A 12,292-nucleotide genomic window follows, 5' to 3' on the forward strand; every position below is an offset into this window, starting at 1 on the left:
AACGGTGGTAGAGGGTGCAAAGTCTGTCGGGAACCCCCTCAGCATTGCCCCGATGATGGATCGAACGGATCGCCATTTTCGCTTTTTTCTTCGGCAAATCGCACGCCGCCCCTTGTTATATACAGAAATGTTGACAACAGGGGCGATTTTGCATGGAAAACGGGCCAAACTCTTGGGCTTTTCGCCTCAAGAAAAACCCCTGGCTCTTCAGGTGGGGGGCGATGATCCTCGGGAACTGGCTGAATGCGCCCGCATTGCTCAAGATTTGGGCTATGACGAGGTGAACTTGAATGTGGGCTGTCCCAGCGATCGCGTCCAGAATGGTAATTTTGGGGCCTGTTTGATGCAAGAACCCCAGCGGGTGGCTGAGGCCATCGCCGCGATGACGCGAGCGGTGACGATTCCGGTGACGGTGAAGCATCGCATCGGTGTGGATGAGTGCGATCGCTATGAGGATATGGCGGAGTTCGTGCGCATTGTCTCGGAGGCGGGCTGTCAGCGTTTTACGGTTCATGCTCGTAAGGCTTGGTTGAAGGGACTCAGCCCCAAGGAAAATCGCACCGTTCCCCCCCTACGCTATGAGGATGTCTACCGTCTCAAACGGGATTTTCCCCATCTGTTTATTGAAATCAATGGTGGTTTTAAAGACTTAACCCAGATTCAAGAGCAATATCAGTCTGTGGATGCGGTGATGGTGGGGCGGGCCGCCTATGATAATCCCTTTTTACTGGCGACGGTGGATCGAGATATCTATGGCGATGAGCATCCCCTTCCCACTCGCTCCCAAGTAGTAGAGGGAATGCTCGGCTATTGCGATCGCTGGGTGGCCCATGGCTACAAACTCCACAGTATTTCCCGTCATATGTTGCAACTGTTCACGGGCCAGCCGGGAACGAAGGCCTGGAAACGCTATCTTAGCGATCATGCTCATGTTCCCGGTGCTGGGGCCGAAGTCCTAATGGCGGCCCTGGCCCAGGTTCCCAATCCCGATATCTCTCACGCTTAGGCGGCTTGTAGGACTTTCAGGGATTCGTTGATATGTCCCTGGAAGTCCAGTTGGGAGTTGAAAATATGACGGACAATTCCCTCTTTGTCGATGACATAGGTGACTCGGCCGGGGAGAATGAAGAGGGTGGCGGGAACCCCATAGAGTTTACGCACCTGATTTCCCTGATCACTGAGGAGGGTGAAGGGGAGGTTGTGTTTTTGGGCAAACTGTTTATGGGAGGAGACGGAATCGCCACTAATGCCAATCACTTCGGCTCCCGCATCGCTAAAGGTGGTATAACTATCCCGAAAGGCGCAGGATTCGGCGGTACAGCCGGGGGTGTCGTCTTTGGGGTAAAAATACAGCACCACGGCTTTCTCCCCTTTAAAGTCACTGAGGCTCACCGATTCGCCGTTTTGGTTTTTGAGGGTGAAGTTGGGGGCGCGATCGCCGACGTTGATAGATGTCATGGCCTACTCGATAAATCGTTACATTAGGTTCACAGTAACAGTTTGCCTACAACATTGGTTTCACCCACTGCCGTTTGAGGGCAACATCTAGGCCTAGTCCGGCGATTCCAAAGAGGCCCAAACTCTCAAATAGGGATAACAGGGCGATCGCCGTTACCTGCTCAGGAATGTCTAATCCCTCAAGTTGGGCCAAGCCACGCACTAAGCCAAAAGCCCCAATCACCCCAGATTTCAGATGGGGGTTGGAGTCTCCTCGCACGGCATAACGATAGGTAACCCCAAACAAAAAGCCACTCAGGGCGACAATTCCCAGCCGTAATGTTAGGTCTTCGGCCCGTGAACTTACGGAGATAGCCGCCACACTGTCCACCAGCACCACAATGACGGCAGACAAAACTCCCGCCTTCAGGGATTCAAGACGCTCCAACTCACTCATAGAACCATCCATCTAATCTCAGTCAACATCAAAGAAGGGTAAAGCCTCTCAGGGTCTTGACATTGGTTCGCTATATCCTACCTCATCTCTTTCCTATTCATGACTATAACGCTATAAATTATATTCACGGATTATTCACATTAGAAATGTTAATATAAAAGAAAAAATCCGTGTTTCTACGTAGAATGAGGTGATAATGGATCATCGGGAGCAGTTGTAGGACAGCCGATCCAGGACGTCTTTCAGCGAGTTTTCCCGTAGAGACCAACGGTTTACTGAACGATCTTCTTGACTTTCAGCCGAAGGTTCGTTATCTTGACGGGAGTCATGTCAGTGATAATACGTAGAGCGTCACGATAACTCATCGGTTTTTAGGGTCTCGGTCGAGTAGCAATGAACCAAACCCGTCTAGGAATTTCCGGAACAGGACAAACTAGGAATCTTCAGGAGGCACCCATGATCCACTCAAAGAGTAAGACTTTTCCCTACTCAGGCTGGCTTTCCCTGTGTTGCATCAGCTTGCTGCTCAGTTGCGTCATGGCCCTGCCCATTCTGGGTGACCTTGCTGAGTCTCATCAGCCAGATTGGGCCGCTGGGGTCAATGTTCAGGAGTAAGGCTCGGGCAAAGTAGTCTGAACCGGAGGTTCTGTGGGATGCAGAACCTCGTTTTTACCTGCTTAAAACCGATCATCACAACGAGGGGACTTACTCTTCGTCGTCGTCCTCGTCATCTTTCATCGGATAGACAAAGCCGCGAGAGCGCCCAGTCAGGACTGACTTACCCAGGGAAAGGGCTTTTTCGGCTTCAAGGGCGGCTTTGCGCTTCCAAACGGCGTGACGCTGATTGCGCTTGGCTTTGGAAGTTTTCTTTTTGGGGACTGCCATAACGGTAACTGTCTTCTGTTTAAACGGTTGCCAAACCTTTCTATCTTAAAGCATAATGACGACTTTGAGGCACCTGTTTTCGATTGCGTCGAGATTGCATTTGTTGTGGCGAACCTATCTCCAGCTCAGCCCTGTGAAGACGAGGCTCTATCCCTTGATCAGGTGGTCTTTGCCTATCCTGATGTCCCTTGCGTCTTGAATGAGATTACCCTGAACATTCAGCCGGGAGAGCGGTTGGGGGTAATTGGCCCCAATGGGGCGGGAAAAACAACCTTATTTTTAACGATCTGTGGAGTGCTGCGTCCGAGTTCGGGAGCGGTGCGGCTATTTGGCAAACGGGTGATTCCTGGGGAGTTCCGGCCGGAGGTGGGCCTGGTGTTTCAGAATCCCAATGACCAACTGTTTTGTCCCTCGGTGTGGGACGATGTGGCGTTCGGGGTGGAGAATCTCGGCTATGGCGAGGCAGAGGTGGCTGAGCGTGTCACTCAGACGTTGGAGCAATTGGGGATACTGGAGTATCGCGATCGCCCCCCCCATCATCTGTCTGGGGGCCAAAAACGCATGGTGGCCATTGCTGGGGTTTTGGCGATGCAGCCTCAACTGATTCTCTATGATGAGCCGAGTGCAAATCTGGATTTGCGATCGCGCCGTCGTCTGATTGAGTTTCTGCACCAAGCCTCGCAAACGCTGATTATTGCCAGCCATGATTTAGAGTTAATCCTGGAATTGTGCGATCGCCTAATCCTTTTGGACGAAGGGACGGTGATTGCTGATGGTTCTCCCGTGGAGATTATGAGCGATCGCCCCTTAATGGAAGCTCATGGCCTGGAAAAACCCTCAGGCCTGTTGTCCCATCCTCCCCGGTAACTGAGGCTGAGAATCGGCAATACGCTGATAAATCTCCCCCAATGCCTCCCCTGGGCGTGCTGGAGACAACCAATAGCCCTGAATTTCATCACAATCTAACTCAGACAAAATCTGCATTTGTTCCGCCGTTTCCACCCCTTCCGCCACAATCTTCATCCCTAAGCCTCGGCCCAACGTGACAATGGCTGAAGCAATAGCGCGATCGCTCAGCTGAGTGGTAATGTCCTGAACAAAGGAGCGGTCAATCTTAAGAGCATTGAGGGGAAAATTCTTGAGATATGCCAAGGACGAGTACCCCATACCAAAATCATCTAAGGCAATCTTCACCCCCATCTCCCGTAACTCCTGAAGAATCACCTGAGTCAGTTCCACATTTTGAATGGCGATCGTTTCCGTAATTTCCAATTCCAGATACTCTGGGGAAACTTGAGTTGTTTCTAACACTTGCCGCACCGTTTGCACCAAATTGGTCTGCAAAAACTGACGGGCCGATAAATTCACCGCTACCGTCACCGGTGGAAACCCCTCCTGTTGCCAACGTTGGATTTGCTCACAGGCGCGGTACAACACCCATTCCCCAATCGGGACAATTAAACCATTTTCCTCAGCCAGGGTAATAAATTCTTGAGGAGATACCTGGCCCAACCGAGGGGAGTTCCAGCGAATTAGGGCCTCCATCCCCGCCAAGTGTCCCGTTTTGATAGATAGCTTAGGCTGATATAACAGGATAAACTCCTGACGTTCCACCGCCAAATGCAGTTCTCGTTCTAGCAACAACAAATCATAAGCGTGCCGCTCCAGGCTGCGTTGATAAAAGTGAAAATTGCCCCGTCCCATCTCCTTAGAGCGGTGTAAAGCAATATCGGCGTGTTTCATCAAACTCGCCGCATCCTCACCATCTTGGGGATAACTGGCGATACCAATGCTGCCACTGACATAGCAGGAATAGGGTTCAATATCAAAAGGTAAACTCAGTACCCCCACCAGTCGCCGGGCTAAACGTTCACAGGTGGCCCGATCAACAGGATGCCGCAACAGCAGAGTAAACTCATCCCCTCCCCAGCGGGAGAGACTGGCTTGCTGAGGCAGTTCTGCCAAAATACGGCGAGTCACTAGCTGCAACATATCATCCCCCAAGTCATGCCCGAGGGTATCGTTGATTTTTTTGAAACAATCAATATCAATAAAAAAGACGGCCAGAGACTGCCCCTGTTCTCCCGCTTCCCGTAAACAGTTACTCAGTTGTTGGCGAAATAAAATCCGGTTGGGCAGTCCAGTGAGGTTATCATAGAGGGCTTGATAGTCAGTCGCGCCAATGGTGCGTGCGTTCCACCAAATCACAGTTCCCAGTACAAAGACACTAGCAACACTCAATAGAACTAACCCCACTTCCCCATCATACAAGCCCGCCCGTTGGCCCAAAAGCACTAAACCACAGCCGACGGTGGGTAAAATGAAGGTCAAGGCAATTAAGCGGCGAATGGTAGCCCCTCCCGCTAGTTCGCTCACCGTAATTCCCATTCCACCGCGATCGGGATAACGACCCAGAATGCCGAGAGATAATAGGATAATGGCGACTGCTGTATGCAAGGCCATTTCGGTGAACTGACCCAGTCCATAAAAAGCGGTAATCCCAAAGACATAGCCCAAACAGCCGAGAAAAGAAATCATCAGGGTAACGACGGCAAAAAATTGAGCCAGTCGGTAGCGGCGAAGGCCCTGATAGATCAGGCTAATGCCCAAACTAAAAAAGGCGATGGCGCTGTTTATCGCCATACGCCCGGGAAGGTAGGTGGCAATGGGATTGGGATCATCAGGGAAAATCGCTTCATCAATCCCGAAGTCAAGGTCAAAGATATACTGTACCGTGGTTAGCAGTCCCAGGGCTAAGACCACCCAAGCCCCCGTTAGCTCCCAAAATTTTAGGCGATAATGACTGGCCAGAAGTGCAGACCCAGCCACAACCAGTCCAATGGCTGTATTGACCTTCATGGTCACCCAGTTGGGAGTAAGACTTTTAAGGAGACCAATATCAAGCAACCAGCCCAGCAGAACCAGAATCCCTAGGCTGATCACTCCATAGGCACACCCCCGTGACCAACGTTTTAAGTTGGCCACATACTGGGTGTTTTTTGGTGTTTCAATCGCCAAGTCAATGTGAGACGGAAGCTGTGACGGTTGAAGGCAGGGATAATTAAAAAAATATACGAACACCGGAGAACCTTGGTGAATAGCGTTTATGCGGAAGTTGAATCAGAACGGTATATCCCTTGTTGGCTTACCGAAATACTCAACCAGGCTAACACTCTATCCGCTCAGGGACCTGTCCTCCTTGAGAGTTGATGATGATTTAAAGACATTTCACAAAAGACAGAGTGAAATTCCAACCAATCTCCTGAAAAAGTTTTTGCCCCTCACGGAAGTCACGACTGGTATGACTTGAACGGCGTTTCAAAAAAGCCATGATCCCTCAAATCGATCCGATGATAGGTCGACAGTCGCCCCAGAAGCAATCCCCATCGGGTTGTCTACCTTGATACAGACGAATGGGGGGTCGGTTATCCCTTCCTCACCCCCAGGGTCTTGGTTATAGAGATCAGGGGTTTAGATCTTGATGTCCCTGTTGCCGTTTACCGGCGATCGCCATCCCAGATAGCATCAGCAAACCCAGTATGACATTGGGTTCAGGAACCTGTTCAGCCGGAGGGGTGGCTGGGGTAACGGTTCCCAAGGTCCCCGCTTTTAAGAAGACTGCCGAATCTAACTCCCCATCCGCCACATCCTGAATCCGAATGCTGAGGGTATTCATGGCATTCTGCTGAAGTCGGCCCTCAAAGGTTAAGGTTCTCGTATAACCATTGAGGCGAACTGGGGTGTTTGAACCTACGGGATTATCAATATAGTCTGGGTGGAACGGGCCGGTTGGGCTGTAGGCAAGGTTATTAATATTAACCTCCTGGCCATCACTTAACTGAGCTAGATTAACCCCATTTAATAAAAGTTCAAAGGAATCATTCCAGGGACTCCCAGCAAACTCTAAAAACTCCTCTGAACCAAAGACATAATCAAAAAAGAGACGATCAACGGTGTCATCAGCATAAAAATGAAGATCAAGCTGAGCTAAATCAAAAGTGCCCGGTTGACTCCCAGGCATATGAAAATCCGTATTCAGGTCATAGACTGACTCATTCAAGCCCGGAAGTTCCTCAACTTTTCCTGTACTTAGAACAATTCCTGCCCCTAGACCAAACGGGTCATTGTTGAAGATCCCAAAGGCATCGCCGTGACCTTGCAGGTTAACTGAAAAATCATGCAGCCCTTGGCTATTGCCTAATAAAACCTCTAGTAACGCTTTCCCGTCATTATTTTGGCTCACCGTAAATGCAGCGGCTGGAGTTGCTAATCCTACCGTAGTCAGGGCCATTAATGTCCCGACTGTTCTCCCTAATCTCATCTCTTTGTCTTTTAACCGTATAACTTCGCCTGGGTCACAGATAGCTGTTTAGGCTTGTTTATAGGCTCTCAAGTGAGGTTAGGACTGTCAATGCTAAGACCACATCTTCATTAAAGATTTATCAACATTTTTTTAGGAGATGTCCTGAGAAACAGACGTCTCCTCAAGGCTTTTCTGGGCTTTTCTGGCGCGAGTCCCTAGACTTTGATTGTAAAGTTTACATAAACTATCTCCAAAGGGGGTTGACAAAATTTAGCTCACAAAGTAAAGAGGCTAAACCTTGAAATAATCTGCCAAGAATCAGCACTCATTTTAATCCCGACTTTTTTAATCGGGATTATTTGACGACCCTTGACCCCCGTGTTACGATTTCGATTCAGGTTGAGTTAAGACAAGTAGAGACCCCCATGACCCAAGCCATTGATCGCCTCAAACAAGCCTCCACCGCCGCCTTTACCGGACTCAAGTGCAAGGAATGTGGCGCTGAATACGACGCCACTGCCAAGCATGTTTGTGATGAGTGCTTTGGTCCGCTGGAGGTGAAATACGATTATGATGTGTTGCGTCAGACCGTGAGCCGAGAGACCATTGAAGCCGGTCCTCACTCCATTTGGCGTTATAAGCCCTTCCTCCCGGTGGCGACGGAGACCCCCATTGATGTGGGAACCGGGATGACGCCTTTGGTGGAAGCCCATCGTTTAGCCCGTCAGCTAGGGTTGAAAAAGCTTTATATTAAAAACGACGCGGTGAATATGCCCACCCTAAGTTTCAAGGACCGGGTGGTATCTGTTGCCCTGACCCGCGCTCGTGAACTGGGTTTCTCGACCGTTTCCTGTGCCAGTACCGGCAACCTCGCGAATTCGACCGCTGCGATCGCCGCCCATGCCGGCCTCGATTGCTGTGTCTTTATCCCCGCCGACTTAGAAGCGGGAAAAATCCTAGGAACCCTCATCTATAATCCCACCCTGATGGCCGTCAAGGGCAACTACGACCAAGTGAATCGCCTCTGTTCAGAAGTCGCCAACACCCAAGGCTGGGGCTTTGTCAATATCAACCTGCGTCCCTACTATTCTGAAGGGTCTAAAACCCTCGGCTTTGAGGTGGCTGAACAACTTGGCTGGCAATTGCCGGATCACGTCGTGGCCCCTCTAGCGTCGGGGTCGTTGTTTACCAAGATTTATAAAGGCTTCCAGGAATTTATCGAAACCGGCTTAGTGGAGGCCAAAGACGTTCGCTTCAGTGGGGCCCAAGCCGAAGGCTGTTCCCCCATCGCCAGTGCTTATAAAGAAGGACGAGACTTCATCGCCCCCGTCAAACCCAACACCATTGCCAAGTCTATCGCCATTGGCAACCCCGCCGATGGCATCTACGCCGTGGATATTGCCAACAAAACGAATGGCACCATTGAATCCGTCACCGATGCTGAAATCATCGAAGGGATGAAGTTATTAGCGGAAACCGAGGGCATCTTCACGGAAACCGCCGGTGGAACCACCATTGCCACCCTGAAAAAATTGGTGGAAGCGGGCAAAATTGACCCCGACGAGGTAACGGTAGCCTACATCACCGGCAACGGCTTGAAAACCCAAGAGGCGGTTCAAGGCTATATTGGCGAACCCCTCACCATCGAGCCGAAACTCGACTCCTTTGAGCGTGCCCTAGAACGCGCTCACACCCTCAACCGCTTGGAATGGCAGCAGGTGCTGGTCTAAGTAACCCCACAGCCAAATTAATAAATTCTGTTGTACTGTTTGTTGAGTAGAGTTATGTCCGTAACGGTTCTGATTCCCACCCCCCTGCAAAAATTCACCGGCGATCGCGCCAAGATCGACTGTGAGGCGGGGAGTATTACTGAGTTAATCGATGCCCTGGAAGGATCTTGTCCAGGAATCAAGGCCCGTCTGTGTGACGAACAGGGCAAACCCCGGCGCTTCCTCAACTTCTATGTCAACAGCGAGGATATCCGCTTTCTGCAGAACACAGACACCCCCCTCAACGACGGAGATGAGGTGAGTATTGTGCCAGCAGTCGCTGGGGGGTAGGGGAAGAAGGGAACAGGGAACAGGGGCGAAAAATTTTTCGCCCCTACCAGTCCTCTGTGACTCTGTGGTTCTCCTCTTCCTTCCCCCTCCTAGGCCGGGATGGCCGTTTCTTCTAACAAGCCTTCATAGACTTGGCTGAGATGTTCGGCGACCCCTTGCCAACTGAACTCATCGAGAACTCGTTGACGAGCCGCCTCTCCCAATTGGTTGCGCCAGTCGGGGTTGGCGAGGATGCGATCGCAGGCAGCGGCGAAAGCTGCATCGTCCTTAGCCGGGACAAGTAACCCCGTTTCCTCATGAATCATCGAGTATTGGAGACCTCCCACGGCACTAGCCACGAGGGGGGTTCCGCAGGCCATAGCCTCGATGGCAACTAAGCCAAAAGGCTCATAATGACTCGGAACCACACAGACATCAGCCGCTGCGTAGTAGGCACTCATGAGGTCGTCGTCAATGCGGCCTGGAAACTTCACAAAGTCAGCAATTCCCAAGTCTTCAGTCAGGGCCATAAGACGATCGCGCTCATCGCCATCCTTATGGCCCGCACGGGCCCCACCCCCAATAACCACTTGGAAATTGGGGTCATCCCGGAACTGCGATCGCGCAGCAGCTCGAATTAGGGTTTCAATGCCTTTGCGGGAGTCGAAGCGTCCCACATAAAACAGACGTTTTTGCTCTGGTGAAATCCCCAATCGCACCCGGGCCTCTTGCTTAGAAATTGAGCCAAAACGCTCCACATCCGTACCACAGGGAATAATTTTCAGATTCCCCAGGGAGGTAACCCGCCGCATATCCTCCACTTCCTGGGGACTGGTGGCGATGACACAGTCAGCGGTTTCAATGCAGTGTTTTTCCGTCGCCAGGCGAGTTTGGGCGATCGTGGGAATGTCCTGGACTGTACGATACTTCACAGACCCCAGAGAGTGATGGGTATGAAGCTGGACTAGGGGTTGACGACGTCTTAGCTGCATTCCCACCCAAGCCGAAAGCCAGTAGTTCGTGTGAATGAGGCGATAGTCATAACCCGAGTCCCGTTGATGCTGCTGGACTGCCTGCACAAACTCAGGAAGATAGTCAAAAATCAAATCCCGATGAATGAAGGATTCTGGACCTGCCGTTAGCCGGATGGTGCGACAATTAGCTGAATGCTGCACAACATCAGCTTGATTGGGATGGGTTTTACGAGTCAACATATCCACCCGCCAGCCCAAGTCGGCCAGGGCTTCGCCGACATGACGCACATAGACATTTTGTCCTCCAGCTTCTTCTTTCCCGATTTCGATCGCCGGATCGCCATGAACCGAGATTAAGGCAATAGACTGTACAGAAGCCATAGATCTCCTTGTAAAACGCGACAGTAACTCAACTCCAACGCGGGGTTCAGAAGCCCGTTCAGGGAACAAGACTCTGAGTTAAAATTAGGCTGAGCTTTTTGGGTCATGAATCGTCAACAATAGACACTTAATACTTGACGGACATAAAAGACAAGACTTTGAAGAATGAGACTTCCGCCTATCTTTTTTGTCTTATTTTGTATGGCTATTGCATTACATAGGCTAAGGTCAGAAGTAGAGTTCGAGTTCAGAGAGGGAGCTGATGGGGCGATCGCCCCATCAAGTCCACTGATTTTAGCATTTTCAGCCCCTGCAAACTGTTTTCAGAGAACCAGGCACAAAAGTGGCACGTTGGCTCTGAGATTAGACCAAGGCCAGAACTCGTCCCGTTAAACTAAAGGGGCGAACCTCGGAGATTTCCACAGAGACCGTTTTGCCTTTCAACTCCTGCAAATTCCCCTCAAAGAAGGTGAGGCGGTTGCCCCGAGTCCGTCCCATGACCTGAGTGGGATCTTTAGGATTTTGTTCCTCCACTAAGACCTCCTCAACCCGATTCGCATAGCGTTGAGAGCGTTCAGCAGCTTTAAGACTGACCAAGTGATTCAGCCGTTGCAGACGGTCTTGTTTCACCTCATCACTGAGTTGATTCTCCCAGTCAGCAGCGGGGGTTCCGGGACGGGGGGAGTAGGCGGCGGTGTTAAGGATATCGAAGCCAATATCCGCCGTCAGCTTGAGGGTATTTTGGAACTGTTCCTCGGTTTCGCCGGGGAAGCCGACAATGGCATCAGCACTAATGGCGGCATCGGGCATATAGTGGCGGATTTTGTCGATAATGCGGCGATATTTCTCATGGGTATAGCCCCGGGCCATAGCTTTAAGAATCTCGTTATCCCCCGATTGGAAGGGAATATGGAAATGTTCACAGACCTTGGGCAGTTCCTGACAGGCGCGAATCAGCCGTTCCGTGAAGTAGCGGGGGTGACTGGTGGCGAAACGGATGCGTTCAATACCCGGCACATCATGGACGAAGTAGAGTAAATCGGTGAGGGTATGTAGATGTCGTCCTTCGGGGGTGCTACCGGGGAGATCTCGGCCATAAGCATCGATATTTTGCCCAAGGAGGGTGACTTCCTTATAGCCTTGTCGCCCCAGTTCCTCCATTTCCGCGCGAATCGCCTCCGGGGTGCGGGACTGTTCCACCCCGCGCACATTGGGAACCACGCAATAGGTGCAGCGTTCATTGCAGCCGTAAATGACATTCACCCAAGCACTGACGGCACTATCCCGGCGGGGTTTGGTGATGTCCTCCATGATATGGACCGGTTCCGTGGCCACCACCTGGCTCCCAGAGAAGACCTGTTCGAGGAGGTCTCCGAGGCGGTTAGCATGTTGGGGGCCCATCACCAGGTCAAGTTCTGGAACCCGTCGCAGCAGGGATTCCCCTTCCTGCTGAGCCACACAACCGGCGACGGCCAGGATGAGGTTGGGGTCATTTTGTTTGCGTTTGGCCTGTCTGCCGAGATAGGAATAGACCTTTTGTTCAGCGTTGTCGCGGATGGTGCAGGTGTTGTAGAGGACGAGGTCAGCCAGGTTCGGGTCTTCTGTGGCCTCGAAGTTGAGGGCTTCGAGAATCCCGGCCATCCGTTCCGAGTCAGCCTTGTTCATCTGACAGCCAAAGGTGGTGATGTGATAGCGGCGGGGGGATACGGTCATGGTGTCTCGTTCGCTTGTGAGGTATTCAGAGGAATCCTTATTCTAGCGACTTGGGGGGGCGATCGCCCCAGGTCCTGAAGAGTCCTTGAGCTGTTCACCTCAA

Annotated in this window: 12 protein-coding genes; 5 read left to right on the top strand and 7 right to left on the bottom strand. The window is 51.4% G+C overall.

Features of this window, described 5'->3' with window-relative positions; translation table 11 throughout:
• Window positions 1-52: 52 nt before the first annotated feature.
• On the top strand, window positions 53-1,006 hold the full coding sequence (gene dusA / locus NEA10_RS13345) for a tRNA dihydrouridine(20/20a) synthase DusA (RefSeq protein WP_252665357.1): 954 nt from the start codon (window positions 53-55) through the stop codon (window positions 1,004-1,006).
• Here dusA and NEA10_RS13350 read toward each other — a convergent pair.
• Both NEA10_RS13350 and NEA10_RS13355 read right to left on the bottom strand, forming a co-directional pair.
• Window positions 1,003-1,458 carry a peroxiredoxin gene (locus NEA10_RS13350; protein ID WP_252661097.1) on the bottom strand — a complete coding sequence of 152 codons (456 nt, stop codon included), beginning with the start codon at window positions 1,456-1,458 and terminating at the stop codon, window positions 1,003-1,005. The genes dusA and NEA10_RS13350 overlap by 4 nt on opposite strands.
• Before the next feature lie 46 nt (window positions 1,459-1,504).
• Window positions 1,505-1,906 carry a hypothetical protein gene (locus NEA10_RS13355; protein WP_252661100.1) on the bottom strand — a complete coding sequence of 134 codons (402 nt, stop codon included), beginning with the start codon at window positions 1,904-1,906 and terminating at the stop codon, window positions 1,505-1,507.
• A gap of 444 nt (window positions 1,907-2,350) precedes the next feature.
• Between NEA10_RS13355 and NEA10_RS13360 the strand changes: the two genes are divergently transcribed.
• On the top strand, window positions 2,351-2,509 hold the full coding sequence (locus NEA10_RS13360) for a hypothetical protein (RefSeq protein ID WP_252661102.1): 159 nt from the start codon (window positions 2,351-2,353) through the stop codon (window positions 2,507-2,509).
• 90 nt (window positions 2,510-2,599) lie between these two features.
• Here the strand turns inward: NEA10_RS13360 and rpmF are convergent, their stop codons facing one another.
• Complete coding sequence (gene rpmF / locus NEA10_RS13365; RefSeq protein ID WP_170189970.1) at window positions 2,600-2,779, bottom strand: 50S ribosomal protein L32; 180 nt, start codon at window positions 2,777-2,779, stop codon at window positions 2,600-2,602.
• A gap of 105 nt (window positions 2,780-2,884) precedes the next feature.
• Between rpmF and NEA10_RS13370 the strand changes: the two genes are divergently transcribed.
• Window positions 2,885-3,646, top strand: a complete 762-nt coding sequence (locus NEA10_RS13370; RefSeq protein ID WP_252661104.1) for an energy-coupling factor ABC transporter ATP-binding protein — start codon at window positions 2,885-2,887, stop codon at window positions 3,644-3,646.
• On the opposite strand, the gene NEA10_RS13375 is transcribed toward NEA10_RS13370, so the two are convergent.
• Complete coding sequence (locus tag NEA10_RS13375; protein WP_252661106.1) at window positions 3,617-5,860, bottom strand: putative bifunctional diguanylate cyclase/phosphodiesterase; 2,244 nt, start codon at window positions 5,858-5,860, stop codon at window positions 3,617-3,619. The genes NEA10_RS13370 and NEA10_RS13375 overlap by 30 nt on opposite strands.
• Before the next feature lie 382 nt (window positions 5,861-6,242).
• On the bottom strand, window positions 6,243-7,100 hold the full coding sequence (locus tag NEA10_RS13380; RefSeq protein ID WP_374111765.1) for a choice-of-anchor L domain-containing protein: 858 nt from the start codon (window positions 7,098-7,100) through the stop codon (window positions 6,243-6,245).
• Window positions 7,101-7,507: 407 nt separating this feature from the next.
• Between NEA10_RS13380 and thrC the strand changes: the two genes are divergently transcribed.
• Together thrC and NEA10_RS13390 are read left to right on the top strand one after the other, a co-directional pair.
• Window positions 7,508-8,812, top strand: coding sequence for a threonine synthase (thrC, locus tag NEA10_RS13385; protein WP_252661110.1), 1,305 nt, complete (start codon window positions 7,508-7,510; stop codon window positions 8,810-8,812).
• A gap of 54 nt (window positions 8,813-8,866) precedes the next feature.
• Window positions 8,867-9,142, top strand: a complete 276-nt coding sequence (locus tag NEA10_RS13390; RefSeq protein WP_252661112.1) for a MoaD/ThiS family protein — start codon at window positions 8,867-8,869, stop codon at window positions 9,140-9,142.
• A gap of 89 nt (window positions 9,143-9,231) precedes the next feature.
• Here NEA10_RS13390 and NEA10_RS13395 read toward each other — a convergent pair whose 3' ends face one another.
• Together NEA10_RS13395 and miaB are read right to left on the bottom strand one after the other, a co-directional pair.
• Window positions 9,232-10,476 carry a glycosyltransferase gene (locus tag NEA10_RS13395; RefSeq protein ID WP_252661115.1) on the bottom strand — a complete coding sequence of 415 codons (1,245 nt, stop codon included), beginning with the start codon at window positions 10,474-10,476 and terminating at the stop codon, window positions 9,232-9,234.
• 363 nt (window positions 10,477-10,839) lie between these two features.
• Window positions 10,840-12,189: a tRNA (N6-isopentenyl adenosine(37)-C2)-methylthiotransferase MiaB gene (miaB, locus tag NEA10_RS13400; protein WP_252661124.1), complete on the bottom strand. Its 1,350-nt coding sequence runs from the start codon at window positions 12,187-12,189 to the stop codon at window positions 10,840-10,842.
• Window positions 12,190-12,292: the final 103 nt, after the last annotated feature.

This window comes from Phormidium yuhuli AB48 (genome assembly GCF_023983615.1).
Taxonomy (GTDB): domain Bacteria; phylum Cyanobacteriota; class Cyanobacteriia; order Cyanobacteriales; family Geitlerinemataceae; genus Sodalinema; species Sodalinema yuhuli.

Bases quoted from the DNA above. Each gene is read 5' to 3' on its own strand.
- NEA10_RS13380 (WP_374111765.1), bottom strand. From the start codon at position 7,100: ATGAGATTAGGGAGAACAGTCGGGACATTAATGGCCCTGACTACGGTA.
- NEA10_RS13360 (WP_252661102.1), top strand. From the start codon at position 2,351: ATGATCCACTCAAAGAGTAAGACTTTTCCCTACTCAGGCTGGCTTTCC.
- dusA (WP_252665357.1), top strand. From the start codon at position 53: ATGATGGATCGAACGGATCGCCATTTTCGCTTTTTTCTTCGGCAAATC.
- NEA10_RS13395 (WP_252661115.1), bottom strand. From the start codon at position 10,476: ATGGCTTCTGTACAGTCTATTGCCTTAATCTCGGTTCATGGCGATCCG.
- NEA10_RS13390 (WP_252661112.1), top strand. From the start codon at position 8,867: ATGTCCGTAACGGTTCTGATTCCCACCCCCCTGCAAAAATTCACCGGC.
- NEA10_RS13350 (WP_252661097.1), bottom strand. From the start codon at position 1,458: ATGACATCTATCAACGTCGGCGATCGCGCCCCCAACTTCACCCTCAAA.
- rpmF (WP_170189970.1), bottom strand. From the start codon at position 2,779: ATGGCAGTCCCCAAAAAGAAAACTTCCAAAGCCAAGCGCAATCAGCGT.
- thrC (WP_252661110.1), top strand. From the start codon at position 7,508: ATGACCCAAGCCATTGATCGCCTCAAACAAGCCTCCACCGCCGCCTTT.
- miaB (WP_252661124.1), bottom strand. From the start codon at position 12,189: ATGACCGTATCCCCCCGCCGCTATCACATCACCACCTTTGGCTGTCAG.
- NEA10_RS13355 (WP_252661100.1), bottom strand. From the start codon at position 1,906: ATGGATGGTTCTATGAGTGAGTTGGAGCGTCTTGAATCCCTGAAGGCG.